Origin of the sequence: Aeromonas sp. 600479 (assembly GCF_049175515.1) — a bacterium.
GTDB lineage: Bacteria > Pseudomonadota > Gammaproteobacteria > Enterobacterales > Aeromonadaceae > Aeromonas > Aeromonas veronii_A.
The window spans coordinates 76448-103174 of record NZ_JAAKVF010000005.1 but is presented as its reverse complement, the minus strand read 5'-3'; the positions used below and the strand labels follow the sequence as shown (position 1 = coordinate 103174).

Genomic DNA, 26727 nt, shown 5'->3' with positions numbered 1-26727 from the left:
AGCTAACCATCACGAAGAAAACTAAGTGGAGAGGCAGGCTAACATCAAGGGGAATAGGATTTTTCTGAATCTGTTCTTTTGAAATAGCCGGAGGGAGGCAATCCTCCCTCCAAGCTCAATCACATCAGCCACGACCAGGCTGACTTGGTGATGGCCGCACCGACCATGTAGCCAAACACCGCCAGCGCCGCCACACCGGCCACCAGCTTCTGACCGCGGGCCGGGCGCTTGAGTGCCATGACACCCAGACCGATATAGAGCACCAGTGCAATCAGCTTGGCCATCAGCCAGGGCTGCTGGCCGGGGCTCAGCTGCAAGGTCACCGCCAGCAGCACGCCAAACAGCAGCAGGAAGGTGTCGTTGATATGGGGCAGGATCTTCAGCCACTTCTGCTGCAACCGATCGCTGCCGGCCAGCGCCAGACTCCAGCGATAGATAAAGAGCAGCAGACTGACCAGCGCCAGCGTCATATGCAGGTGTTTGAACATGGGATAATAGGCAATCATTTTGCTTCCTTGTCGTCGTCGGGTAGCCCGCTGTTCCAGTTGTGGGCATGGATACGCTCCTGCCCCTCCTCGTCGTCTTGCAACAGATCGGAGAGGATCTCCCGGTATTGCAGGCTCTTGTTGATATAAGTGTGTTCGTCGTCCAGATAGTTGACCTGCTCACGCAACAGCCAGTTATCGTGCTGCTTGAAGGTCTGCCCCGCCCGCCAGGCCTGGTTGGCCCGAAAACCGAGCTGGGTCAGGGCTTCCACCCCCAGATCGACCGCCGAGCCCAGGGTTTCCCGGTGCACGCTCTCGACCCCGTGGCGCAGGATCTCGTGGGCATGGGGTCGATCCAGCGCTCGCGCCAGGATCTTCAGGTGCGGGAAGTGCTTCTGCACCATCTCGATCACCGCCAGCGAGGTAGCTGGATCGTTGATGGAGAGCACCAGCAGCTTCGCCTTGTGCGCCCCTGCGGCATGGAGCAGATCGATCCGGCTGGCATCGCCATAGAAGACCTGATAGCCATACTTGCGCAGGGTCTCTATCTGGCTAGCATCCTGCTCGAGGATGGTGGTACCGATGCCGTGACCGTGCAGCAGACGCCCCACGATCTGACCGAAGCGGCCGAAGCCCGCGATGATCACCGGATGCTCCACCAGCTCAGGTTGCTCATGCTGCGGTGCGTCGCTCTGGTTACGGTAATCGAACCAGGGCTGGATCACCCGATCGTTGAGGATCAGCAGCAGCGGGGTGAGCGCCATCGAGAGCGCCACCACCAGCGTCAGCAGCGAGATGGTCTCGCCGGGCAGCACCCGGTTCTGGGCGGCAAACGAGAAGAGCACGAAGGCAAACTCGCCCCCCTGCGCGAGCGCCAGCGCGAAGGTCCAGCGTTGACTCGGCGAGATGCGGATGATGAAGCCGAGCGCCATCAACACCAGCCATTTGAGCACCATCAGGCCAACCACCATAGTGGGTATCAGGAAGGGGTGCTCGGCAAACAGTCCGAAGTCGATCCCCGCCCCCACCGACATAAAGAACAGGCCGAGCAGCAAGCCCTTGAACGGCTCTATGTCGGCCTCCAGCTCATGGCGATATTCGCTGTCGGCCAGCACCACCCCGGCGAGGAAGGAGCCAAGTGCAGGCGAAAGCCCCACCGACTCCATCAACACAGCGATAGCGATCACCAGCAGCAGAGCGGCGGCGACGAAGATCTCCCGCATATAGGACTGGGCGATGGCACGAAACACCGGCCGCATCAGGTAGTGGCCACCCAGCACTATGCCGGAGATGGCCGCGACCACCAGCAGACCATGCTGCCAACCCGCCAGCTCGGAGCCACCATTGCTGGCGACCGGCGCCATGGCCAGCAGCGGCAGCAGCGCCAGGATCGGAATGACCGCAATATCCTGAAACAGCAGCACCGCAAAGGCGGAGCGACCGCTCTCGCTCTGCATCAGCTTGCGCTCCTGCAGGCTCTGCAACACGATGGCGGTGGAAGAGAGCGCCAGAATGAGGCCGATGGCCAGCCCCTGTTGCAGCGGCAGACCGATCAGGTGCGCCACGCCGGTCAGTGCCGCCGTGGTAAGCAGCACCTGCAGGCCGCCGGTGCCGAGGATCGGCCCCTTCAGCTGCCACAAGAGGGCCGGACGCAATTCAAGACCGACCAGAAACAGCATCAGCACCACGCCAAACTCGGCGAAGTGCATCACATCCTTCTGCTCCCCCACCAGCCCCAGCAGAAAGGGGCCTATGATGATCCCCGCCAGCAGGTAGCCGAGCACCGAGCCCAGCCCCCAGCGTTTGGCCAGCGGCACCGCGATAACGGCGGCGGAGAGATAGATAAAGGCATCAAACAGGATCCCGTGGCCCATCAGTCAGCCCTCCACATGAACGTCTGATCCGGCTCATAAGCTCGGCCAACAAGCTGCCCGTGTTTCATCAGAGCACCTCCAGCAAGTCGCGCAGATAAGGGCGCCCGGCCAGTTGCTCCGGGGTCAGCTGATCGTCACGCAGGGCGCAAAGCAGCTGGCGATAGTCCTGACCACAGCGGCGCAGGGCGGCGGGATCCTTGATCTTGTGAAAGGAGTGCAGCACAAAAGGCGGCAGCCAGTTCATGCCGCACAAGGTGGCAGCCTGCTGAAATGGCAGCAGAAAATCGAGCAACGGTCGGCGGTTGTAACCCTCGCTGCAGTAGGACTCCGGCGCCCCGCCGGTGGTGATGGCGCTCAGCCACTGCTTGCCCTTGAGGGCGTGGGCTTCGGGGCCGTAGGCATAGCCATACTCCAGCACCAGATCCATCCACTCTTTCATGATGGCCGGGCAGGAGTACCAGTAAAACGGGTGCTGAAAGACGATGATGTCGTGCTCACAGAGCAGCGCCTGCTCCCGCTTCACATCGATAAACATGTCGGGATAGTGCTGATAGAGGTCGTGAACCGTGACCCCCTCCAGCCCCTCAATCGCCTGCAACAGCTGCTTGTTGGCCCGCGAGCTCTGCAGCGCGGGATGGGAAAAAATAACCAGAATGCGTTTCATGACCACATCACCCGAACAAAGCCTTGCGGTGCAAGGCGAGGTAAACAGAAAAGGGGAGTCTGGGGAGCTGCATCGTAAAGGTGCACAGGAGAGCGACCTTATCAGGAAGCGCCATAGCCTGCCAACTCGGGGATCAGCTCCCGCAGCGCCGGATTGAGGGTCTGGTGGGCGGGATAGCAGAGCCCAATTCGGCGAAACATCCGCGGCCCGCTCACCGGCAGGGTACAGAGCCCCGCCTCATCCTCGACCAGCCCGTCCGGCAGAAAACTGATGCCGACCCCCGCCAGCACCAGCGCCATCACCAGCCCCTTGCTCTCGGCCTTGGCCACCAGATTGAGGGTAAGGCGGTCACAGGCTAGCAGGCCGATAGTCTGCTGATGGGCTTCGCAGGGCGGGCACTCAATAAAATCATAATGTTGCAGCTCGGCGAGCTCGATCCTTTCGCGACTTGCCAAGGGGTGATCGACCGGCACGCAGAGCACGTAATCCTCCTCCCACAGCGGCAGGAAGATCTCGTCCTCCCGGCGCAAAGCATCCAGCGTCAAGCGGCAGTCGGCGGGCGTGGTGTAGTCGGAGAGGGTGAGATCCAGCTGCGGCAACACGCCCTGCACTTGCTGCAACAGCCCGGCCACCCGGCGGCGACTCAAGTCCGGCATGATGGCGATATTGAGCCTCGCACGCGTCGCTTTCTGGCGAAACAGCTCCGGCAGACGGCGCGCCTCCTCCACCAGCTTGACCGCGTGAGGATAGAGATAGTGGGCCGGATCTTTCGCCACCACCCCCTTCTTGCCCCGGACAAACAGGCTGTCACCGAGCGTCTCTTCCAGCTGGCGCAGCCCCGCCGAGAGGGAGGGCTGGCTGACGTGGCAGCGCTCGGCCGCCGCCGTGATGTTCTTCTCTTCATAGATGGCGATGAAGAAACGCAGCAATCTCAAGTCCAGCATAAACCAACCATAGTTTTTTCAGATGATAACCAGCGGAAAACAATATTTATCACTTATAGATGCAGTGACTATAGTGATTGGGTTCCGTGCTGGCCAGCCACCTGTTTGCTCAAACCGACTCTTGAATCAGAAGGAAAGACCCATGTCCAAATCTCTCATCGTGATCACCGGTGCCTCCGCCGGGATCGGTGCCGCCATCGCCCGTGCCTTCTCTGCTGCCGGTCATCCGCTGCTGCTGCTGGCCCGCCGGGTCGAGCCGATGCAGGCACTGAACCTGCCCGATACCCTCTGCATCGGGGTCGATGTGACCGACACCGCCGCCATGAAAGCCGCCGTCCAGCAGGCAGAAGCCAAATTTGGCCCGGTCGGCTGCATGGTCAACAACGCCGGCGTCATGCTGCTGGGTCAGGCCGATGTGCAGAATCCCGCCGAATGGCAGCAGATGCTCAACATCAACGTGATGGGGGTGCTAAACGGCGTCCACGCAGTGCTGGCAGGCATGAAGGAGCGCCGCAGCGGTACCATCATCAACATCAGCTCCATCGCCGGTCGCAAGACCTTCCCGAACCATGCTGCCTACTGCGCCACCAAGTTCGCCGTGCACGCCCTGACCGAGAACATCCGGGAAGAGGTGGCCGATGTCGGCGTGCGGATGGTGACCATTGCCCCGGGTGCGGTCGAGACCGAGCTGCTCAGCCACACCACTGACGAGAGCATCAAGGCCGGTTACCACGACTGGAAAGATCAGATGGGTGGCGTCATTGCGCCGGAAGTGATCGCCGATGCCGTGCTCTACGCCTGGAACCAGCCTGCCAACGTCTGCGTGCGCGAGATCGTGCTGGCGGCGACCCGTCAGCAACCTTAATCCTGGCTGACTGACACCATGGGGAGGGCTTGACCCTCCCCCGGGGCACAGGGTTACCATGTGCCCCTTGTTTTTTCCGAGTCATTCCATGGTTCTCACCCGTCGCCAACTCGCTCACGCCCGTCGCTGGCTCCCCTTGTGGAGTCTGGTGCTGGTGTTGATGTCGTTTGGCAGCCGGGCCGCAACCGACCTCTGTACCCTGACCACCCACTGCAGCCAGAGCGAGCGTACCCTGGAAAAAGCGATGCCCTGCGGCAGCTTTACCACCGCCCTCTCGATGACGCTGGTAGGCAGCGACAGCCTGACGGTCGCTGTGCTGGAACCGGATACCCCCGACTTCGTCTCCCCCTCTCTCTTTATGCCGGACGCTCCGCGCGAGCGGCTCGAACGTCCCCCACGCATCCAGATCTGAAACGCATCCCGTATCGGGCATCTTTTCTTTCAATCTGAGGTGAGTGATGTACAAACCCCTGTTACTGGCCATGCTGGCCGGTACCGTCAGCTTTTCGGCTCTCGCAGCCGAGAAGATGACCGTCTACAAATCCAAATATTGTGGCTGCTGCCAAAGCTGGAACGAGCACATGGAGCAGAATGGCTTCGAACTGGAGGTCATCGAAACCGAGCAGCTCGGCGCAGTGAAGCAGCAATACGGTATCGCGCCGGAACTGGCTTCTTGCCATACCGGTATCGTAAATGGCTATGTGATCGAGGGGCATGTACCGGCCGCCGATGTGCAGAAGCTGCTCAGGGAAAAACCGGCGATCCGTGGCCTGACCATTCCGGGCATGCCCCAGAGTGCGCCGGGCATGGATATTCCGGGCCATCCCTATGAGGTACTGAGTATCAGCAACGAGGGCGCGACCAACCGCTGGTCGAGCTACCCCGGCTGACGAAAACTGGTCATGAGAGGGCACTCCCATATCATGTGAGGCACACCTGAGCGGACTCTTGCCGCTCATGGCCAGAAAGAGGGCCGCTATCGCGAGATAGCGGCTTTTTTTGATTACATTTCCTGCAATAACAAGGGATTGCTTGCAACCACCGGCAACAAGGGGCAGATTTAACGCCAATTCATGGAGCCGATGCTCAGGTCTACCAACCCTTTCCAGCGCCAAGGATGCGACATGTTTACCTTTTCCCGAGGAGTTCTGCTGCTAGCCTTTCTGACAGTTCTCCCCCCCACTTATGCCAATGAAGAGCCCGCCATGCTGACAAGCGAACATCCAATCCAGCCGCCCGTGGCCGCCAAACATCCCCGCACCCTGAAAAAACACGGGGATACCCGCATCGACAACTACTACTGGCTGCGCGATGACCAGCGTCAAGCGCCGGAAGTATTGCAATACCTCGAGGCCGAGAACGCCTATACCGATGCCATGCTCAAGCCGACCCAACCCCTGCGCGAACAGCTTTACAAAGAGATGGTCGCCCGCATCCCCCAGCAGGATGAGTCGGTACCCTATGTGAAGAATGGCTACCGCTACCAGACCCGCTATGAGCCGGGCAAGGAGTACGGGATCTACTCGCGCACCAAGCTCGGTGAAGAGCAGGCGAGTCTGCTGCTCGACAGCAACCAGCGGGCTGAAGGGCACGAGTTCTATGCCCTCGGCGCCCTTGAGGTGAGCCACAACAACCGCTGGCTGGCGGTGGCGGAAGATTTCCTCTCCCGCCGTCAGTACCAGATCCAGTTCCTCGATCTGGAGAGCGGCCAGTGGGCCACCGACAAACTGGAAAATACCTCCGGCAATCTGGTGTGGGCCAACGACAACAAGACCGTCTTCTATGTGCGCAAGCACCCGCAGACCCTGCTTCCGTATCAGGTCTATCGCCACACGCTCGGGACGGATCCGGCCACGGACAAGCTGGTCTATGAAGAGAAGGATGACTCCTTCTACATCAGCCTCTACGCCACCACCTCGGAAGATTTCATCGTCATCGCCCTCTCCAGCACCACCACCGGCGAAGCACGGCTGATCGATGCCAACCAGCCGGAGCACGCCCCCCGCCTGTTCCTGCCCCGTCAGGTGGATCACGAATACAGCCTGGATCACTACCGCGGCCGCTTCTATGTGCGCTCCAACAAGGACGGCAAGAACTTCGGCCTCTACGAGACCAAAGAGAGCCCGGTCGATCGCTGGAAGGCGGTGATCGCCCCCAATCCGGACGTTCTGCTGGAGAGCTACGCCCTGTTCAAGGATTGGCTGGTACTGGAAGAGCGCAACAAGGGGCTGACCCGACTGCGCCAGATCAACTGGCAGAGCGGTGACGAGAAGGAGATCGCCTTCGACGATCCCGCCTATGTCACCTGGCTCGCCTACAACCCGGAGCCGGATACCAGCGCCCTGCGCTATGGCTACTCCTCCATGACCACCCCCGCCTCCACCTATGAGCTGGATATGGCGAGCGGCAAACGCACCCTGCTCAAGCAGCAGCCGGTAGCCGGCTTCAAGGCCGACCAGTACGCCAGCGAGCGGCTCTGGGTGACCGCCCGCGACGGCGTATCGGTGCCGGTGTCGCTGGTCTATCGCAAGGACAAGTTCAAGAAAGAGCAGGCCGATGCGCCCAAGAATCCGCTGCTGGTCTATGGCTACGGCTCCTACGGCGCCAGCATGGATCCCGACTTCAGCAGCTCGCGCCTGAGCCTGCTCGATCGCGGCTTCGTCTACGCCATCGCCCATATCCGGGGTGGTGAAGAGCTGGGCCGTCACTGGTACGAAGATGGCAAGTTGCTGAAAAAGCAGAACACCTTCAATGACTTTATCGATGTCACCAAGGCGCTGGTTGAGCAAGGCTACGGTGCCAAAGATCAGGTCTACGCCATGGGCGGCAGCGCCGGCGGCCTGCTGATGGGGGCGGTCATCAATCAGGCGCCCGAACTCTACCGCGGCGTGGTGGCACAGGTGCCGTTCGTCGATGTGGTCACCACCATGCTGGACGAGTCCATTCCCCTCACCACCGGGGAGTATGACGAGTGGGGCAACCCGAACCAGAAGCGCTACTACGACTACATGAAGAGCTACAGCCCCTACGATCAGGTGAAGGCGCAAGCCTACCCCAACCTGCTGGTCACCACCGGACTGCACGACTCGCAAGTGCAGTATTGGGAGCCCGCCAAGTGGGTCGCCAAGCTGCGCGAACTGAAGACGGATGATAACAAGTTGTTACTGAACACCGACATGGACGCCGGCCACGGCGGCAAGTCGGGCCGCTTCAAAGCCTACGAGGATATCGCGCTGGAATACGCCTTTATCCTGGATCTGGCCACCCCGGCCAACTGATCTCTCATGACTCCGGCCCTTGTCATTCAAGGGCCGCATAAGAATCCTCTCGTAGTTTTTCCCTCTTCCATTTCCCTCCATATCAAATTAATCTTCGGCAAGAAAATGAATGATCGAGGTCATGTTTCTCAAGATTTAACTCCGCCATTTTGCCATTTCGTTTGATTTATGTTGGGTGAATGTGCTTAATCGGAGTGCTTGCAACTTTTTATTTGGCCCCTCAGGGGCCAATTTATCTTCGACCGACAGGAGGTCGGTAGCCTCACCACAGGATGAGGGTGACTGCCGGAAAGGGGGATGATCAACTCCCCCGCTTTCGCGCAACGAGAAGAGCGGGCAAGCCCGGCGCAGAACGGGATTGCCATCAATTTATCCGGGGATCGGATAAACAAAATCAAAGAAAAGGGAGAAAAAATGAAAGGATTAACTTTGGCATGCGCCCTGTCGGCGGCTCTGGTCGGTGTTTCATTCGGTGGTCCGGTACAAGCGCAGGAGCGCTTCGTGACCATAGGCACCGGCGGTCAGACCGGCGTCTACTATGTCGCTGGCCAGTCCATCTGCCGCTTCCTCAATCGCGGCGCCGCCGATCACCAGATCAAGTGCAACGCCCCGGCCAGTGGCGGTGGTGTTGCCAACGTCAACGGCATCCGCAGCGGTGAATTCAACTTCGGCATCATGCAATCCGACCACCAGTTCAAGGCGATGAAAGGGCTGCCACCGTTCCAGGCCGAAGGGGCCATGGACGACATGCGCGCCGTCTTCTCCCTGCAGAGCGAGGTGTTCACCATCCTGGCTCGCCGCGATGCCAAGATCGCCAGCTTCGACGACCTGAAAGGCAAGCGCGTCAACATCGGCAACCCGGGCTCCGGCCAGCGTGACACCATGGAAGAGATCATGGCGGTCAAAGGCTGGAAGAAGGGTGACTTCGGTCTGGTTTCCGAGCTGAAGCCGGCCGAACAGGCCTCCGCCCTCGGTGACAACAACATCGACGCCATGAGCTACTTCGTCGGTCACCCGAACGGCGCCATTCAGGAAGCCTCCACCACCACAGATGCAGTTCTGGTACCTGTGACCGGCGCCGACATCGACAAGCTGCTGGCCGAGAAGAGCTACTACAGCAAGGCTGAGATCCCGGGTGGCATCTACAAGGGCAGCGACAAGCCGACCCCCTCCATCGGTGGCAAAGCGGTGCTCTCCACCAGCGCCAAAACCGATCCGGAAGTGGTCTATCAGCTGGTGAAGTCGGTGTTCGACAATCTGGATCGCTTCAAGCGCCTGCACCCTGCCTTTGCCGACCTGAAAGAGGCCGACATGATCAAGGTGGGTCTCTCTGCACCGCTGCATGAAGGGGCTGCCCGCTACTACAAAGAGCGCGGCTGGCTCTGATTAAAGGCCCCGGGGCCTTTGTCACTCTCTTCGACACCCGTCTGCCGCCTGATTGCGGGGGCGGGTGTCGCTCTTGTTGTACTCGTTGGCACAAGTTAACCCTATGCAAGATAAACAACTCTCTACCGAGGAACTGATCGCCCAGGATGTGGGCGCTCGCCTGCCGCTGGGCATCATGGGCTGGCTCATCACAGCTCTGGCGCTGGCCTGGTCCCTGTTCCAGCTCTGGATCGCCTCGCCACTCCCCTTCATGGTGGGGTTTGGCGTACTCAATGACACCGAAACCCGCTCCATTCACCTCACCTTTGCCCTGTTGCTCGCTTTTCTGGTGTTCCCGGCATTTCGCTCCTCGCCGCGGGATCGGGTTCCCCTCGGCGATATCGCCCTCGGTCTGATCGCTGCTGGCGCCGCCTCTTACCTGTTTGTGATGTATGAAGCACTGGCGCTGCGTCCCGGCACCCTCACCACCGCCGATCTGGTGACCGCCTGCATCGGCATTCCGCTGCTGCTGGAAGCGGCGCGCCGCGCCTTGGGGCCGGCACTTGCAGTCATCGCCATCGTCTTTCTGATCTACAGTCTGGCGGGCCCCTGGATGCCGGGACTGCTGGCACACCGCGGGGTAGGCTTTACCGCGCTGGCCAACCACCAGTGGATCACTACCGAAGGGGTGTTCGGCATTGCCCTTGGCGTCTCCACCAGCTTCGTATTCCTGTTCGTGCTGTTTGGCGCCCTGCTGGAGCGGGCCGGCGCAGGTCACTACTTTATCCAGCTCGCCTTCAGCCTGCTCGGTCACCTGCGTGGCGGCCCGGCCAAGGCGGCAGTGGTCGCCTCCGGCCTGACCGGTCTGATTTCCGGCTCGTCAATTGCCAACGTGGTGACCACCGGCACCTTCACCATCCCGATGATGAAGAAGGTGGGCTTCAGTTCAGAGAAAGCGGGGGCGGTGGAAGTGGCCTCTTCGGTCAACGGCCAGATCATGCCACCTGTGATGGGGGCTGCGGCTTTCCTGATGGTCGAATACGTGGGTATCCCCTATGTGGAGATCATCAAGCACGCCTTCCTGCCTGCCGCCATCTCCTACATAGCGCTGCTCTACATCGTCCATCTGGAGGCGCTGAAACTGGGCATGCAGCCCATCGGCAACCATCAACCCAAACCCTGGCTGCGTCGCCTGACCGGTTTTGCCTTTGGCGCGGCCCTCATCAGCGGCCTGTCGCTGGCGGTCTACTATGGCCTCGGCTGGCTCAAACCTGCACTGGGTGACTACGCCCTGCCGGGGATCTCGGTACTGCTGGCTGCCACCTATGTGGCCCTGTTGAAGATCGCCGCCAGCAATGAACCGCTGCCTGCCGAAGATCCCGACAAGCCGCTCACCGAGCTGCCCAACACCCGCGCCGTGCTGCTCTCCGGCCTGCACTTCCTGCTGCCGGTGGTGGTACTGGTATGGTGCCTGATGGTGGAACGCCTCTCGCCGGGGCTGTCGGCCTTCTGGGGTACCGTGATGCTGGTGATCATCCTGCTGACCCAGCGCCCGCTGCTCAACTGGCTGCGCAAGGACGGCAAGCACGACTACGGTACCGTCGCTGACGGCGTGGTGGATCTGCGGGAAGGGCTGGTTGCCGGTGCCCGCAACATGATCGGTATCGGCATTGCCACCGCCACCGCGGGGATTATCGTGGGTGCGGTATCCCAGACCGGGGTTGGTCTGGTGCTGGCGGATCTGGTGGAGTTCCTCTCCATGGGTAACCTGCTGCTGATGCTGCTGCTCACCGCACTGCTGAGCCTGATCCTCGGCATGGGGCTGCCGACCACTGCCAACTACATCGTCGTCTCCAGCCTGCTGGCACCGGTGGTAGTGACGCTGGGGCAGCAAAACGGGCTGATCGTGCCGCTTATCGCGGTGCACCTGTTCGTCTTCTACTTCGGCATCATGGCGGATGTGACCCCGCCGGTGGGGCTGGCCTCCTTCGCGGCTGCGGCTGTCTCCAAGGGCGATCCCATCAAGACCGGGATCACGGCGTTTTACTACAGCCTGCGTACCGCGGCGCTGCCATTCCTGTTTATCTTCAACACCGACCTGCTGCTGATCGACGTGGACTTCGCCCACGGGGTGCTGATCTTCATCGTGGCGACCATCGCCATGCTGATCTTCGCCGCCGCCACTCAGGGCTGGTTCCTGGTGAAGAGCCGCTGGTACGAGAGCGTGCTGCTGCTGCTGGTCGCCTTTACCCTGTTCCGCCCGGGTTTCTGGATGGACATGGTGCACGACCCCTATCGTGAGACCCCGCCTGCCCAGCTGGCCCAAACCATGGGTGAAGTGGAGGCGGAGAGCACCCTGCGGCTGCGGATCCTCGGTGAAGATGCCGTGGGCAAGCCACGCAAGTTCACCCTGCTGGTCGCCGTACCGGATGGGGCAAATGGCGAGGAGCGGCTGGCCAATCTGGGGCTGAGCCTCTATGAGCAGGATGGCAAGACGCTGATCGACAACGTCGCCTTTGGCAGCCCGGCCGCCACCATGGGGCTGGAGTTCGATCAGGAGATCCTCACCGTCAAGGCGCCGACCGAGCGCTGGACCAAGGAGTGGATGTGGATCCCGGGCTTCCTGCTGTTCGGGGTGATCGTCTGGCTGCAGCGTCGCCGCAGCGTCAAGACCGGTTAATCCGCCAGGCAAATAAGACAGAGGGCCACGATTGCGGCCCTCTTTTTATGGATATCGATCTCGCTGCAGCGGCGATCAGTGACCCGCCAGCTTCATATTCTCTACCAGCACCGAGCCGGTCTTGAGACTGGAGCGCTCATCCTCGTCACGGCCCACCGCCACGATGTGGCTGAACATCTCGGCCAGATTGCCGGCGATGGTGATCTCCTCGACCGGATAGGCTATCTCGCCATTCTCGACCCAGAAACCGGCGGCGCCGCGGGAGTAGTCGCCATTGACGATATTGACCCCCTGTCCCATCAGCTCGGTCACCAGCAGGCCGGTGCCCATCTCTTTGAGCATGCCTTGAAAATCCTGGCCGGTATTGGAAACCTGCCAGTTGTGGATACCTCCAGCATGCCCCGTGGTGGTCAACCCCAGCTTGCGGGCAGAGTAGGAGGTAAGCAGCCAGCTCATCAGCTCGCCGTTACGGATGATATCCATATCGCGGGTACGCACCCCTTCCCCATCAAACGGGGTACTGGCGAGCCCGCCAAGCAGGTGGGGGAACTCCTGAATGGTGAGCCACTCGGGCAGGATCTGCTTGCCCAATTTGTCGAGCAGGAAGCTCGACTTGCGATAGAGGTTGCCCCCGCTGATGGCCATCACCAAATGGCCCCACAGGCCGGAGGCAGTGTCCGGGTGGAACAGCACAGGCGCATGGCGGGTGGAGATCTTGCGGGCGCCGAGGCGGGAGACGGTACGCTCAACGGCTTCGTCGGCAATGCGCTGCGGGCTCCAGAGCCCGTCGAGAGTACGGCTGGAGGAGTAGCCGTAATCACGCTGCATGTCGCCATCCTGCTCGCCGATCAGCACACAGCTCAGGGAGTTGCGCGACGCCGCGTAGCCTTTGACGAAGCCGTGGCTGTTGCCATAGACCTTGATGCCGAGATGGCTGGAGAAACCGGCACCGTCGGAGTGCTTGATGCGGGCATCGCGACCAAGCGCCAGCCGCTCGCACTCGATGGCCAGCTCGATGCCGCGCCGGGGATCCAGCTCGATTTGGTGACACAGTTGCAGATCGGGGGCATCCCAGGCCAGCAGCTCGGCGTCCGCCAGACCGGCGCAATCATCGGCCGAGGTGTGGCGGGCAATCTCGATGGCCGCTTCAACTGCGGCACGAATGGCGGGTTTGCTCAGATCGGTGGTCGAAGAAGAGCCCTTGCAACCATCGCGATAGACAGCGATGCCGAGGGCGCCATCCTTATTGAATTCAATGCTTTCCAGTTCACAACCCCGGGTGTTCACCGACAACCCGGTCTGCTTGCTGATGGAGACTTCGGCCAGCGAGGCGCCCAGTCCTTTGGCTATCTCCAGGGCTTCGGCAACCACGGCCTCGAGATGGGCTTGATCCTGGCGGATTTGGTCTTGCTGATCCATAACTCACATCTGTATGAAAGAAGGAAAGGGGGGTAAGCATATCAGACCCCTGCGCCCAGCGGGAGAAGCTGGTAACATATCCACCAAACGTGAATGACAGGAATCAAGAGACCGATGAGTCAATATCAAGACGACAACGAGTTCGAAGACTGGGGCCCCAGTAAGAGCCAGCTCAAGCGCGATGCCGAAGCATTGCAGAAAATGGGGGAAGAGATCGTCTCCCTCAGCCACAGCGAGCTGGAAAAAATCCCGTTGGATGAAGAGCTTGCAGAAGCTGTCGAGCTGGGTCGCAAGCTCAAGCCGAAGAAGGATGAGTCCTTCCGTCGCCATCTGCAGTTCATCGGCCGCCTGATGCGCAGCCGCGATATCGAGCCGATTGCCGAAGCGCTCTCCATCATCAAGAACCGTCACTCCACCGTGAATGCCCGTCTGCACCGCCTGGAGCAGTGGCGCGAACGCCTGATCACCGAAGGTGACAGCGCCCTCAACGAGCTGATGTCCCAGTTCCACGAACTGGATCGCCAGAAGCTGCGCCAGCTGATCCGCAACGCCAACAAGGAGCGGGAGCTAAACAAGCCGCCGGTTGCCTATCGCGAGATGTACCAGTATCTGCGCGGCGAGATCGAAGACCTGTTGTGATCCCCGAAGCACGCCTCCCCTCGCGGAGGCGTGTTTATCTTGATGCATTTACGCCTTCCCACCTCCACCACCCTGCGCGTTTAATATATCCACCACCATGGTGCTCCTGCTGTACATCTCTATCCAGTTTCTCCAGTAAAATCGCCACTCAAGAATCATCACAAACAAAATCGTTAACAATTCAGCATCATTTTGTTTGACATATTGAACGGCCTTGGCAGACTGGGGAGAGGATCCAGGCTGTCGCTGCCCAAGATGACTGACGATTCTGCCACCCGGTACGACGCGGGATCCCATGACCATGCCTTGAGGCATGCCCTTGCCCAGCCGATGTGCAAGGGTCTGCCCAAGGTGCAGGATGAGACTTTAACGCCAGGGATAATCAGGGTGTCCTATGCCAAATTCCGTACTCGCCACCAGCCGTAAACCCGTCGTGCTGATGACCATGGGGGCCCAGCCCCGTAACGGCCACGCCTATCAGGTAATGACCCACAAATACATCATGCCGCTGGTAGAGATCAGCGGCTGCGTCCCGCTGCTGGTACCCACCTGCTGCGGCACCGCCGATCTGGAGCAATATCTGGATCTGGCTGACGGCATCTATCTGAGCGGCGCCGGCTCCAACATCGATCCGGCGCTTTACGGGCAGGAGAACCTCACCCCGGAGAAACAGCAGGACAGGGATCGCGACCTGTTCGATCTGCCCCTCATCAAGGGAGCGCTCGCCCGTGGCTTGCCGATCCTCGGGATCTGTCGCGGCATGCAGGAGATCAACGTGGCACTGGGCGGCGATATCCACCAGAAGGTCTACACCGAACCGGGTTATGACGATCATCGGGAAGATGCCGACGACCCGGTCGACGAACAGTATGGGCCAAGCCATCAGATTGAGCTGCTGCCAGGCAGCTGGTTTGCCGAACTGATGGGGGCTGAACAGATACCGGTCAACTCCCTGCATGGACAGGGGCTAAACCGTCTTGGTGCTGGCCTGGAGCCGCTGGCACATGCCGAAGATGGGCTGGTCGAGGCCATCCATGCCCCGACCCTCTCCCCTTTCCTGCTGGCAGTACAGTGGCACCCGGAGTGGAAAGCCAGCGAAAATCCTCACTCCATCAAGATCTTCCAGGCCTTTGGTGACGCCTGCCGACGCCGTCAGAGAGATAGCCATTAACGCTTATTCACCAAATCCTCGCGCCTTGAGCTTGGGTAATCCGCCCCGCTCGGGGCGCAGGGTTCGGCAGATATCCATCCCCTTCAGTCCACGCTGGATATGGTCAGGCGAGTGACCAAACACCATGCCGTTGCTGCGGTAGAGGTTGTTGTCATCCAGTTCGAACTTCTCGCCTCCGATCAGCAACTGCTCCCGGCCATTGATCTTGTCACCCCGTTTGATGGGTACCTTCATATCGCTCAGCACCTCACCGGTGGCACACCCCTCGCGCCAGTGCGCCTCACTGGAGAAGGGGGTGATGACGATCTCGCGCCAGGACCCATCCCGGAATTCGACCCGGTACTTGTCGACCAGCAGATCGCAGCCCGCCAATGGCAACATAACCATCAAACAGATGATTTTCTTTGAAAATTTCACTTAATCGCACTCCTTTGCCCGGTTCTGCACAGGATAAATAAATTGCAGCCCCAACGCACCATTTCCCCGTGCCGGAACGGCTATGCTGGAAATAAAACCATCACAAGGGGCCGCCATGTTCAGCGACAACCTCACTGCGCTACCCACACTGATATGGATCCGCGAACACCCGTTCTGGACCCTGCTCACCCTCTCTCTGATGCTGCTTCACTTCTGGCGCCGCCCCGGGCAACGACGAGAGCTGCTCTCCGAGCTCAGCTTCGTGATGATAAGCACTGTCGTGATCCTGCTGATCCAGTTGGAAGGGGGCTGGTTCAAACTACCTCTGCCCCATCAATTGCTGATCGAGATCTCCACCCTGCTGGCCGGCCTGATACTGGTCAAGATATGGGGGATCCTGCTGTTCGAGTTTCTGCTCCCCCTCTGCCATGTGCGGATCCCGCGGATCATCGCCGATATCGTCATCACCATCGGCTATATCGGCTGGGGTCTGTTTCGCCTCTACGCCTCCGGCATGGCGCTCGGAGAGATAGTCACCACCTCGGCGGTGATCACTGCGGTCATCGCCTTCGCCATGCAGGACACCCTGGGCAACCTGCTGGCCGGGGTCTCCATTCAGCTCGACAACTCCATCGCCATCGGTGACTGGCTGCAAGTCGACACCACCCAGGGCCGGGTGGTGGAGATCAACTGGCGTGCCACCACCATCGAGACCCGCAACTGGGAGACAGTCGTCATCCCCAACAGCCACCTGCTCAAACAGCGCTTCACCGTGCTCGGGCGTCGCCGTGGCGAGCCGCTGCAGTGGCGACGCTGGGTCTGGTTCGATCTGACCCTGGATACCCTGCCGACCCAGATCATCGCCCTGATCGAGAAATCCCTGCGAGAGACCAAGCTCCCCTGCGTCGCCAAGCATCCGCAACCGGATTGCCTGCTGATGAATGTCGAGGGGGGGATTGCCCGTTATGCGGTGCGCTACTGGCTGACCGATCTGGCTCGCGACGATCCGACCGACTCCATGGTACGCAGCCTGATCGATGCCGCCCTGCGTCGCAACGATCGCCGTCTTACCCCACCGATCTTCAATGTCTTTATGGCCAAGGAGAAGCAGCACCTGGATGCCCGCCACAAGCGCCACACCGCCGAACGAACCGATACCCTGCGCAAGCTGCCGCTGTTTGCCATGTTGCAGGAGGATGAGCTGATCAGACTGGCGGACCAGGTGAAGTTTGCCCCCTTTGTCAGCGGTGACATCATGCTGGAGCAGGGTGAGGTCTCCAGCTGGCTGTTCGTACTGGTCAAAGGTGAAGCCGAGATGCTGATTAATCTGGAAGGGAAAGAGTTGAAACTGGGCACTCTCGGCGCAGGTGACTTCTTCGGGGAACTGAGCCTGCTCACCGGCGAACCCAGTACCTTCACCGTGCGGGCGGTGGCCACCGTCGAAACCTATCGCATCAATCAGAGCATGTTCCAGGAGCTGGTCGCCCAGCGCGAGTCACTGGTCGAGCCCCTCTACCGGGTGCTGAGTGACCGTCAGCAGGAGCAACAGGCACTACTGGAACGAGAGGCAGAGTCAATGAAACGGCCACCACAACAGCTTGATCTGCTTGATAAACTGATGAAGCTGTTCGGGGGCAGATGACGTAGCATGGCATCTTGTTGAGGACGTGAAGAGAGAACAGCAGCCATGTTACTGACAACCCTGGCCCTTGCCGCCAGCCTGCAATTTGATTGTCCTGCCACCATCGAGGCTCGCCAGCAGCTGCTGACCCCGCAGCAGGGCTGGCAGGCGTTCACCCGCAATGACGATGGCAAACCGGACGAAACCCTCAGTCACCGGCTCGATAATCTGGCCCTGTTCGATGGAGATCCTGCCGAACTGGCCCAACTCAAACCGGATAATGGCGACAGCGACGAGCTCCACTACTGGAGCCAGCTCGATAGCAGCCTGCGCCCGCTCTATCTGGTCTGCCGCTATCAGAACAGCGCCATCACCCTGCAGCAGGCGCTGCCCGTCGGCATCAGCTACTGCCGCGTCAACCAGCGCGATCGCAACACCCTGCTCGGGTTGATTTGTCGCAAATAGCGGGCGTAACCCCTTGCCATATATCGCTATTCGCTGACAGCCATTACCGCCTGAGCGTGACCACCCGCCAGCGCCATCAGAGCAGCAGCTCGGCCAGCTCCTCCAGTGCCGTCAGCTCCACGTCCGGCAACAGTTGCAGCTGTTGCCACGGTTGCTGCCGTTCGTTGAGCCAGGCGGCGCGAAAGCCATGCAATCGGGCACCCAGTACATCGGTCTCGGGATGATCCCCCACATGGAGGATCCGCTGCGCAGGCAGCTTGAGGGCACTGCGGGTCTGCTCAAACATATCCGGCGCCGGTTTCATCCTGGCGCCCGCCCCCGCCTTGCAGACCAGCGTGAAGTAGCGATCCAGCCCGGCCTGAAGCAGATCCAGATTGCCGTTGGTGATGACCACCAGCGGGTAGCGTTCAGCCAATCTGGCCAGCAGCTGATGAGTGGACTCGCTCACCTCGATCTTCGAGCGCTCTGCCAGAAACGCAGCAAAGACCTGCTCCGCCTCGCGACTGGCCTGCTGGTCGACCATCCCCCCCTCGACCATGGCGGCGCGGATGGTCTGCTGGCGCGCCAGGCTGACATCGTGGCGCAGCCCGGGGTTGGCCAGCAACACAGCGCGTTTTAGCTCCAGCCAGCGTGGCTTGTCGAGCATGGCTGTCGCCAGATATTCGCTGCGCAGATGGCTCAACATCCACTGCTCGGCCCGCACGATGGCGGGGCCGTTGTCATAGAGGGTGTCATCGAGGTCAAACGAGATGGCAGCAACCGGCTGCCAGCGGCGATAGAAGTGCATGGACTATCCTCTGCAACGGGGCTCAGGGCCCGTTATTCATCGTCCTGCGCATCCGGGTCACGCTTGGCCCTGGGGTGGGCGCTGTCGTAAACCTTGGCCAGATGCTGGAAGTCGAGGTGGGTATAGATCTGGGTGGTGGAGAGGTCGGCATGTCCCAGCAGCTCCTGAACCGCCCGGAGATCGCCGGAAGACTCCAGCATATGGGTGGCGAAGCTGTGGCGCAGCTTGTGGGGATGGACGTGGGCGTTAAGCGCCTGCTTGTTGCCCCAGCCATCGAGGCGGGCCTGCACCGAGCGCGCCGACAGCCGCTGCTTGCGGTTGGAGACAAACAGCGCCTCGCTCTCATCCCCGGCCAGCAGCGGGCGCACCTTGAGCCACTTCTGCAGCCACTCGACCGCCATCCGGCCGATGGGCAGCACCCGCTCCCGCGAGCCCTTGCCGGTCACCTTGAGCTGGCGGTCGTCGAGCTTCAGATCCACCAGATTGATCCCCACCAGCTCGGCCAGACGCAGCCCTGAGGAGTACATCAGCTCCATGATGGCGCGATCCCGCACCGCCAGCGGATCCTGCTCGTCGGTAATGTTGAGCAGCTGGTGCATCTCGTCCACATCGAGGTTTTTCGGCAGCGGCCGCCCCTGTTTGGGGGTGACGATACCGCGAGCCGGATTGGCGGTGAGCCGCCCCTGCCGCACCTGCCAGTCGCAAAAGCTGCGCAGGGCCGAGACCTTGGTGGAAAGGGAACGAGGAGCAAGGCCCCCCTTGTGCATCCGGGTCACCAGAGTGCGCACCTGACTCGCCTCGAGCCGACCCCAATCAGTGAGCCCGAGGGCCACCAGCTCGGCGGTCATCGCCTCCAGATGGGCTTGATAGTTATTGCGGGTATGAGGGCTGAGCTGACGCTCGACCCTCAGGTATTCGATAAAGGCCGCCAGCTCGTCCGCCAGTGCCGCAGGCAGTGGCGGTGCGATGACGGGTGCTTTGGCAGGCGCCTTGGCCGGTGTTCTAGCCATGAGTCAACTCGGGCAGACGCAGTTGCAGCAGGCGCCCCAGTTGGCCCAGCAGCAGGGTGTCGTTGTGGGGAGTAAAGTGGCCTGGATCCGAGCTGGCGAAGGCCAGCACACCGAGATCGCCGAGCCGCATCAGGGCCACCGAGTTGACCAGCACATCATGGCCAAACAGCGCCTGCTTCTCGCTCTGGCTCAGGCGGCCAAAGTAGTAATCCTGCCCCGGCAGACGCTGACCCAGCAGGGATTCGAGCTGCTTGCCCTGCGCCAGAAAGCGCTGCTCGGGCCCGCTCAGGGCAAACTTCTTGGGATTGAGCCAGAGCCGCAGCCCGGTCAGGCGCAGCCGCTGGACAAAGGCCTTGCCCATCACGGCACTTACCTCGAACAGGGTCTGGCAGCCGTACAGCTCGCCGTAGAGATCGGCATAGACCCGGAAGATCCGCTCGTTTTCGCTGGCGATCCCCATCAATTCGGTGATCTCCTGCTCCAGCTGTTCGATCCGCTCGCGCTGACGCTCCAGCTGGCGCTCGACCAGCGAGACCGACCCTTTGCGTTCATGGGGAATGCGGATCCGGTCCAGCACGGCGGCATGGCGTTGGAAAAACTCGGGATAACGGGCCAGGTACTCCAGCACAGTGGCTTCATCCACCGATTGCTCCTGCCGTTTGAGTTCGCTCATAAATTGGTTGATCCATCAGAGAAATGGGGTTCGCTGCCCCGACATCATGGGCAAAGGGGGCCAGCGCCCCCCGTACCTGAACCTTTATCGGCTAAACCTCTATCTGGCCGTCAAACACATGCTCGGCGGGGCCTGTCATGTAGACCGGCTGGCCCGGCCCCTTCCAGGCGATGGTCAGCTTGCCGCCCGGCAGACTGACGGTGACCCGCTCCTTGAGCTTGCCCTGACTGATGCCAATCACCGCCGCCGCACAGGCACCGGTGCCGCAGGCCAGGGTCTCGCCACAGCCCCGCTCGAATACACGCAGTTTGATCTCGGTGGCGTTGACCATCTCCATGAAGCCGACGTTGACCCGCTCGGGAAAACGCTCGTGGCGCTCCATGATGGCACCCAGCGTTTCGACCGGCGCATCGGCGACCGAAGGCACTTCGATGACGCAGTGGGGATTGCCCATGGAGACCACGCCACACATCACGGTATGCTCCTGCGCCCGCAACAGATAGGTTTTCTCTGCCTTCTGGGCCCGGAACGGGATCTTGCCCGGCTCAAACTGGGGAACACCCATGTTGACCGTGACCTGGTTCTCCCCCTCCAGCTGCAACACGATGCGACCCCGGGCGGTGCTGACCGCGATGCGATCCCGGTTGATCAGCCCCTTGAGACGCACGAAACGGGCAAAACAGCGGGCGCCGTTGCCACACTGCTCCACTTCGCTGCCATCGGCATTGAAAATGCGATAGTGAAAGTCGAGTTCAGGGTCATAGGGCGGCTCCACCAGCAGCAGCTGGTCAAAGCCGATCCCGAAGTGGCGATCTGCCAGCTTCTTGATGACGTCATTGCTGAAAAATACCTTCTGGGTGACGCCATCCACCACCATGAAGTCGTTGCCCAAGCCATGCATCTTGGAAAAATCTATCAACATCGTGCATTCCTGTGCTGTTAGGGCTGTAAAAATTCACCGAACCAAGAGTCGTCAAGCGCCATGAAGTCGTTGTCCAAAGCCCCATGCATCATGGAACAATCTGTACACATCGCGCACTCCTGTGCTGTTAGGGCTGTAAAAACTCACCGTCAACCGTTATGAAATCATTGTCCCAGCCTGCGCCATCAGGGCAGCAGGTGCTCACCGCGCCAGAGATCGGCCAACTGCTCACGCTCGCGGATCAGGTGTGCTTCGGCACCATCCACCAGCACTTCGGCTGCCCGCGGACGGGTGTTGTAGTTGGATGACATGGTAAAGCCGTAGGCACCGGCCGAACGCACTGCCAGCAGGGAACCCTCGGCAATGGCCAGGGTGCGCTCCTTGCCAAGGAAGTCGCCGGTCTCGCACACCGGGCCCACCACGTCATAGATCGCGGGAGCATGACCGGCGCGGCTATCCACCTCGATGATGTTCATCCAGGCGCCGTAGAGCGAGGGGCGCAGCATGTCGTTCATGCCGGCATCGATCAGCGCGAAGTTGCGGGTTTCGCCCGGCTTCAGGTACTCGACCCGAGTCAGCAGCACGCCGGCATTGGCGACGATGGCGCGGCCCGGCTCGAACAGCAGGGTCAGATCCCGGCCCGCCAGCTTCTGCTTCAGCGCTTCGGCATACTCGGTCGGATGGGGTGGCTGCTCGGAACCGTAGTTGACCCCAAGGCCGCCCCCCACGTCCAGATGATGGATATGAATGCCTTCTGCAGCCAGACCGTCGATCAGCCGCAGCAACTTGTCAGCTGCTTCCATAAAGGGATTCAATTCAGTGAGTTGCGAGCCGATATGGCAATCCACCCCGACGATCTCGATGTTCGCCATCGCGGCCGCCTTGCGATAGATGGCAGGTGCCAGCTCGATGGGAATGCCGAACTTGTTCTGCTTGAGGCCGGTGGAGATATAGGGGTGGGTACCGGCATCGATATCCGGATTGACCCGCACCGAGACGCGAGCTTTCTTGCCCATGCTGCCCGCCACCCGATTGAGGCGCTCCAGCTCGGCTTCCGACTCCAGATTGAAGCAGAGGATCTCTTTATCCAGCGCAAGGCGCATCTCCGCTTCACTCTTGGCCACCCCGGAGAAGACCACCTTGGCCGGATCGCCACCCGCTGCCAACACCCGCGACAGCTCGCCACCGGAGACGATGTCAAACCCCGAGCCCAGACGGGCCAGCAGGTTGAGCAGCGCCAGGTTAGAGTTGGCCTTCACTGCATAGCAGATCAGATGGGGAATGTCGCCAGCGGCCTTGTCGAAGGCGTGCCAGTGGCGCTCGAGAGTCGCCCGGGAGTAGACGTAAAGCGGGGTACCGTACTGCTCGGCGAGCTGTTGCAGCGAGGTTTGCTCGGCCTGAAGCTGGCCGTCGGCGTCGTAGTTAAAGTGATCCAAGGGGGCGGTTCCTTCCTAGAATGGGTGCGGCATTAGTGCGGCGTGGCCTCGGTGGCAGCCTCGGAGGTCGCAGGCGGTGCTGCTTGCGGTGTACTCTGGCTCTGTGGCGGCTCGGGGGGCGGCATATAGAGCGGCCCCTTCAGACCGCACGCGGCCAACCCGAGGGACAGAAGAGTGGCAAGCAGACACTTGGTGAACTGGGTGATCATAATGGTTCGCTGCGAAAAAATTTTTGGCCCTCTATAATCGCACTCACATTGTTAAAAGCAACAGGATAAACCGATGAAGGATCACGAGTATCACGCCCTGACCGACGCCTTTTTCCAATATGTGGAAGACACCCTCGACGAGGGGTATCCGGATATCGACTGCGAACGCAACGGCGGCGTATTGACCCTCTCTTTCGAGAACAAGACCAAGGTCATCATCAACAAGCAGGAACCACTGCACCAGATTTGGGTCGCCACCCGCGAGAACGGCTTCCACTTCGAACTGCAGGGTGACACCTGGATCGACAACCGTTTCGGCCACGAGCTCAAGGCGCTGCTGAGTAAATCCTGCACCGCCCAGGCTGGCGAAGAGGTGGTGTTCCCATGATCGACCTGCACCCGCAGGGCGCCCGCCACGCGGTGATCTGGCTGCACGGGCTGGGTGATTCCGGTGCCGGTCTCGCCCCGCTGGTGGACGCGCTGGACCTGCCCGCCGAGCTACCGGTGCGTCACCTGCTGCCGGATGCGCCGGAGCGCCCCATCACCATCAATATGGGCTACAAGATGCGGGGCTGGTACGACATCAGGAGCTTCGAGGATCCCGACGAGCGAGCCGTGGAATCCCATGTGCGGGAATCAGCCGACCAAATTGCCACATTGCTCGATCAGCTGGTGGCCGACGGGTTTGCCCCCGAGCGCATCGTGCTGGCAGGTTTCTCTCAGGGCGGAGTGATTGCCTCCTTCACCGCGCTGCGCTATCAGGCAACGCTGGCGGGCCTGCTCTGCATGTCCACCTATCTGGCTGCCCCCGACAAGCTGCTCGGCGAGATGAGCGAGGCTGCTCGCACCCTGCCCATCTGCTACATGCACGGCATCTACGACGATGTGGTGAGCCTGTCGCTCGGTTGGGATGCCAAGAACCGGCTTGAAGCTGCCGGGCTCGCCCCCGAGTGGCACGAGTACCCGATGCGCCACGAGATCTGCCGTCCGCAGCTCGGCGACATTCGCAGCTGGCTGCTGGCCCGCCTCGGCGCGTGAGCCCTTCCGGTAAAGCAAACGGCCTGCATCTGCAGGCCGTTTTTTATAGCGATTCCAACTGACGGGTCAGCCCACTTCTCGAGCGGGCGGCACCTGTTCGCGCAGGGAGCCCTGACTGCGATAGGGGATCACATCCAGCTCGCCATTCACCTGTACTATCTCGTAGTACTGGGGCAGGTTGAAGTTGATGAACTGCCCATCATCGCTGAACCGCTCGTGATTGGAGGTATAGAAGCGGTTGACCCCCGCCACCAGCTCATCCTTGTTGCCGGCAAAGTGCTGGTAGATCTCCACTCGGTTCGCCTCATCGAGGATATAGATGTTGGTGCCCGCATCACGGGTATCGAAGAAGAACTGCACCAGCCCTTCGCTGGCGTAGGCATCGACGATGCTCGGCAGATGCTGGCTGTGGGTCTTGTCGAGCCGCAGCGGCAGATGATCCAGCTTGTTGTGGGAGATGTGGCGGTAAAAATCGATGGCGTTTTCCAGCTTCTTCACCGACACCCCGCGCCGCTCGAAGAAGATGCCGTACTTTTCACGGCCGAGCGCCATGGTCTTGACCAGCTGCTGCTTGTCGCGGGCCAGGCGCAGATCGATACACTCCGCCACCAGGGTCTGGAAGCGGGAGCGCACCAGAGAACGGAAGTGCTGGCTATAGCAGAACACCTCGATCATCTCGGGGGCGGCGGCATCCTGATGCATCTTGCCTAGGATGGTGGTGAGGGCATCGACCACAGCTTCATCCCCCTGGAAGTGCAGGGTGCGGATCTCGCTCCAGGAGTTGCGGTAGACCAGATCCACCGAGCCAACCAGACACTCCTGATTGCGACCGAACGAGAAAACATCCACGGTGTTGGCGTCGAACTCGATCACCTGACCGACCCAATGGCTGGTCGGGTCCATCTCCAGATTGAGGAAGATGGAGAGCTGGCGGATCTCGCACGGGCGGCTGAGGGCCAGGTTGGTGGCAAGCGGGTACTTCTCGGGGAAGCAGCCGGAGAGATCGCGACAGAACTGGTGCAGATTGTCGATGTGCAGATCCGAGCCCTGATTGAACAGGTGCACCCGCGACTGGGGGGTCAGCAGATCGTTGAAGTAGGCCCAGGAGACCAGCTTGCTGATGTAACCGTTGAACTCGAGCGGCGCCCGGCCAATGATGTCCACCGGCTCCAGCGAATGTTTGTAGAGATACCAGCCGGCACGGTTGAGGCGACCGTGCGGCACCTGCACGAAGCTGAGATCAGGCTCGCTCAGATCCGGTGCGATCTTGAGGTTCACCCTCTGCACCTTGCCTGGCAGGCTCTCGAATGCGGCATAGAGTTTGCGCGACAGGATGCCGATATCTTCCGGGTTGATCGACTCGCTGATGTTGTTGCGACGGGCGAACTGGATCAGATTGCGGTAGCTCTGCATCAGAGCCTCCAGCAACTCGGCATGGGCGATCTTCACCTCCTCGACCTTCCACTCGTGGCGGTGATCGAGGTGGTACAGTTTATCCTGGCTCCAACCCCAGTAGGAGACCAGCTGGCTCATCTGCTCGCGGCGCCACTCGGGAGAGTGATCATCCTTGGGATGACTGAGGCCATCGCACACCTTGAGGTAGAAGCAGCGGCGCACCAGATCGAGTCGCGCCATGTCGCCGATGGACTTGAGGTAATTGGTCACCTTGTCCAGCATCAGACAATAGTTGTCGAGCCGGTAGTGCATCCCCTCGTTGTGCTGAAACCAGTCGCGGCTGATCATCGATAGCAACCGGGTGTTGGGGTACTCGTGGGAATAAGCCTCCATCAGCACCGACTTGAGCACCGCCTTATAGGGGGAATCGATCCCCTTGTAGAGCTGCCACAGGGCAGAGCCGAAATACTCCTCCGCCGGAATCCGGTCAAAACTGCCGAGATCGAGCCAGTCATCCTGCCTGAGCTTGCCACTCTCGAACAACCCGTTCACATAGTCGTCGTAGTGATCATCACACTCGACAGGAACCAGATACCAGATGAGTCGCTTACCGGCGATGCGCATGGCGCTGCGGTAGAACTCGTCAAGCAGCAGCAGGTGCTGGGCGCTGCCACAGCTCTCTCCCTGCATCTCGGCATCGTTGGTCTGGCGGAACTTGTCTTCGGGGATCAGGAAGAAGTTGAGGTCGACCCCGCGCTGCTCCGCCCACTTGGAGAGCAACCGGCACTTCTGCTCCAGCAGGGCGAGCCGCTCCTGCGACAAGCCAGCCACGTGGCAAACCCAGATATCGAGATCGGAGTGACAGCACTGGCCGATGGAGGAGGTGCTGCCCATGGAGTAGAGCCCCTGAATGGCCCGATCATGGGTGGCAAGGCCGCTCTGACAGTTGGCGTTGCGGCAGAGGTCATCGATAAAGGCTTGCTGCTCGGCGGTGGCGCTGAAGCTCCAGATACCATGAGGGACATCACCGGAGACATAACCGGGCAGCAGGGGATGATTGAAGTGCAGCATGACAGGCAGCAGTTGGAATACCTGCTGCCCATAGCGACTCATGAGGCCTAACGCCCGTTGCGTCTTGAGACGGGTAATGTCGTCATAACGCGCAACCAGCGTATCGATGTGTTCCTGCAATGCCCTGCCTATCACCTAAGTGAAAATGACGCACCAAAAGGGGGATACGTCAAAAAAGTGTGATCATGTTAACAATGCAAACAGCGGTGGTAAACAAGCCTTCAGCTAAACGTCAGATTATTTCTGGTATGACCACATCAAGTATCAGGGGAAATCATTAAATCACAATAAATTCAATG

At 60.6% G+C, this 26727-nt stretch carries 25 protein-coding genes; 12 read left to right on the top strand and 13 right to left on the bottom strand.

From position 1 onward, the window contains the following. Nucleotides 1–119: 119 nt before the first annotated feature. The 4 genes from G5149_RS08110 to G5149_RS08095 all read right to left on the bottom strand — a co-directional run bounded on the left by G5149_RS08110 (nt 120) and on the right by G5149_RS08095 (nt 3967). A complete protein-coding gene (locus tag G5149_RS08110; protein WP_005342850.1) occupies nt 120–506 on the bottom strand; it encodes a SirB2 family protein in 387 nt (128 codons plus the stop codon). Beyond that, nucleotides 503–2359 carry a monovalent cation:proton antiporter-2 (CPA2) family protein gene (locus G5149_RS08105; protein ID WP_421212217.1) on the bottom strand — a complete coding sequence of 619 codons (1857 nt, stop codon included), beginning with the start codon at nt 2357–2359 and terminating at the stop codon, nt 503–505. Before G5149_RS08105 ends, G5149_RS08110 begins: the two co-directional genes overlap by 4 nt. A gap of 67 nt (nt 2360–2426) precedes the next feature. Next, nucleotides 2427–3023, bottom strand: coding sequence for an NAD(P)H-dependent oxidoreductase (locus G5149_RS08100; RefSeq protein WP_421212216.1), 597 nt, complete (start codon nt 3021–3023; stop codon nt 2427–2429). Between the two features lie 101 nt (nt 3024–3124). Further along, nucleotides 3125–3967, bottom strand: coding sequence for a LysR family transcriptional regulator (locus tag G5149_RS08095; protein ID WP_421212215.1), 843 nt, complete (start codon nt 3965–3967; stop codon nt 3125–3127). A 142-nt stretch (nt 3968–4109) separates the two neighbouring features. On the opposite strand from G5149_RS08095, the gene G5149_RS08090 reads away from it, so the two are divergent. From G5149_RS08090 to G5149_RS08065, 6 genes are all read left to right on the top strand, one after another. Beyond that, nucleotides 4110–4832 (top strand): SDR family oxidoreductase, encoded by a 723-nt coding sequence (locus G5149_RS08090; protein ID WP_421212214.1) that lies wholly within the window; start codon nt 4110–4112, stop codon nt 4830–4832. Between the two features lie 88 nt (nt 4833–4920). After that, nucleotides 4921–5244, top strand: coding sequence for a hypothetical protein (locus G5149_RS08085; RefSeq protein ID WP_421212213.1), 324 nt, complete (start codon nt 4921–4923; stop codon nt 5242–5244). 46 nt (nt 5245–5290) lie between these two features. Next, nucleotides 5291–5722: a DUF411 domain-containing protein gene (locus G5149_RS08080; protein WP_005339953.1), complete on the top strand. Its 432-nt coding sequence runs from the start codon at nt 5291–5293 to the stop codon at nt 5720–5722. Between the two features lie 234 nt (nt 5723–5956). Continuing rightward, nucleotides 5957–8110 (top strand): S9 family peptidase, encoded by a 2154-nt coding sequence (locus tag G5149_RS08075; RefSeq protein ID WP_337073101.1) that lies wholly within the window; start codon nt 5957–5959, stop codon nt 8108–8110. Nucleotides 8111–8524: 414 nt separating this feature from the next. Continuing rightward, nucleotides 8525–9496 (top strand): TAXI family TRAP transporter solute-binding subunit, encoded by a 972-nt coding sequence (locus G5149_RS08070; RefSeq protein WP_005339950.1) that lies wholly within the window; start codon nt 8525–8527, stop codon nt 9494–9496. Nucleotides 9497–9599: 103 nt separating this feature from the next. Continuing rightward, nucleotides 9600–12155 (top strand): TRAP transporter permease, encoded by a 2556-nt coding sequence (locus G5149_RS08065; RefSeq protein WP_337073100.1) that lies wholly within the window; start codon nt 9600–9602, stop codon nt 12153–12155. 75 nt (nt 12156–12230) lie between these two features. Here G5149_RS08065 and pmbA read toward each other — a convergent pair whose 3' ends face one another. After that, a complete protein-coding gene (gene pmbA / locus G5149_RS08060) occupies nt 12231–13574 on the bottom strand; it encodes a metalloprotease PmbA (RefSeq protein WP_337073099.1) in 1344 nt (447 codons plus the stop codon). 114 nt (nt 13575–13688) lie between these two features. Between pmbA and yjgA the strand changes: the two genes are divergently transcribed. Then, nucleotides 13689–14213 carry a ribosome biogenesis factor YjgA gene (gene yjgA / locus G5149_RS08055; RefSeq protein WP_019444852.1) on the top strand — a complete coding sequence of 175 codons (525 nt, stop codon included), beginning with the start codon at nt 13689–13691 and terminating at the stop codon, nt 14211–14213. A 394-nt stretch (nt 14214–14607) separates the two neighbouring features. Next, on the top strand, nt 14608–15384 hold the full coding sequence (locus tag G5149_RS08050) for a gamma-glutamyl-gamma-aminobutyrate hydrolase family protein (RefSeq protein WP_005342837.1): 777 nt from the start codon (nt 14608–14610) through the stop codon (nt 15382–15384). A gap of 3 nt (nt 15385–15387) precedes the next feature. Here the strand turns inward: G5149_RS08050 and G5149_RS08045 are convergent, their stop codons facing one another. Further along, nucleotides 15388–15771, bottom strand: coding sequence for a hypothetical protein (locus G5149_RS08045; RefSeq protein ID WP_041234382.1), 384 nt, complete (start codon nt 15769–15771; stop codon nt 15388–15390). Nucleotides 15772–15916: 145 nt separating this feature from the next. Here G5149_RS08045 and G5149_RS08040 point away from each other — a divergent pair, with 145 nt between their 5' ends. Together G5149_RS08040 and G5149_RS08035 are read left to right on the top strand one after the other, a co-directional pair. After that, entirely contained in the window at nt 15917–17443 is a 1527-nt protein-coding gene (locus G5149_RS08040; protein ID WP_337073166.1) for a mechanosensitive ion channel family protein, read from the top strand. A gap of 45 nt (nt 17444–17488) precedes the next feature. Then, on the top strand, nt 17489–17887 hold the full coding sequence (locus G5149_RS08035) for an STY0301 family protein (protein WP_337073097.1): 399 nt from the start codon (nt 17489–17491) through the stop codon (nt 17885–17887). A 76-nt stretch (nt 17888–17963) separates the two neighbouring features. Here the strand turns inward: G5149_RS08035 and G5149_RS08030 are convergent, their stop codons facing one another. The 6 genes from G5149_RS08030 to lptM form a co-directional block, all read right to left on the bottom strand. Then, nucleotides 17964–18674: an HAD-IA family hydrolase gene (locus G5149_RS08030; RefSeq protein ID WP_421212212.1), complete on the bottom strand. Its 711-nt coding sequence runs from the start codon at nt 18672–18674 to the stop codon at nt 17964–17966. A 32-nt stretch (nt 18675–18706) separates the two neighbouring features. Continuing rightward, the gene (xerC, locus tag G5149_RS08025) at nt 18707–19684 is read right to left on the bottom strand and encodes a tyrosine recombinase XerC (protein ID WP_337073095.1); all 978 of its coding nucleotides are present in this window, start codon (nt 19682–19684) and stop codon (nt 18707–18709) included. Continuing rightward, nucleotides 19677–20357 (bottom strand): DUF484 family protein, encoded by a 681-nt coding sequence (locus G5149_RS08020; protein ID WP_005336370.1) that lies wholly within the window; start codon nt 20355–20357, stop codon nt 19677–19679. The genes xerC and G5149_RS08020 overlap by 8 nt, the downstream gene beginning before the upstream one ends. Nucleotides 20358–20448: 91 nt before the next feature. After that, complete coding sequence (gene dapF / locus G5149_RS08015; protein ID WP_005336371.1) at nt 20449–21279, bottom strand: diaminopimelate epimerase; 831 nt, start codon at nt 21277–21279, stop codon at nt 20449–20451. Nucleotides 21280–21464: 185 nt separating this feature from the next. Next, a complete protein-coding gene (lysA, locus tag G5149_RS08010; RefSeq protein ID WP_088868282.1) occupies nt 21465–22715 on the bottom strand; it encodes a diaminopimelate decarboxylase in 1251 nt (416 codons plus the stop codon). A gap of 32 nt (nt 22716–22747) precedes the next feature. Then, a complete protein-coding gene (gene lptM / locus G5149_RS08005; protein ID WP_337073094.1) occupies nt 22748–22924 on the bottom strand; it encodes an LPS translocon maturation chaperone LptM in 177 nt (58 codons plus the stop codon). A gap of 73 nt (nt 22925–22997) precedes the next feature. Between lptM and cyaY the strand changes: the two genes are divergently transcribed. Further along, nucleotides 22998–23312, top strand: coding sequence for an iron donor protein CyaY (gene cyaY / locus G5149_RS08000; RefSeq protein ID WP_216979650.1), 315 nt, complete (start codon nt 22998–23000; stop codon nt 23310–23312). Further along, the gene (locus tag G5149_RS07995; RefSeq protein ID WP_216979651.1) at nt 23309–23962 is read left to right on the top strand and encodes an alpha/beta hydrolase; all 654 of its coding nucleotides are present in this window, start codon (nt 23309–23311) and stop codon (nt 23960–23962) included. Before cyaY ends, G5149_RS07995 begins: the two co-directional genes overlap by 4 nt. A gap of 66 nt (nt 23963–24028) precedes the next feature. On the opposite strand, the gene G5149_RS07990 is transcribed toward G5149_RS07995, so the two are convergent. Then, nucleotides 24029–26548, bottom strand: a complete 2520-nt coding sequence (locus G5149_RS07990; RefSeq protein WP_421212211.1) for a class I adenylate cyclase — start codon at nt 26546–26548, stop codon at nt 24029–24031. Nucleotides 26549–26727 lie beyond the last annotated feature (179 nt).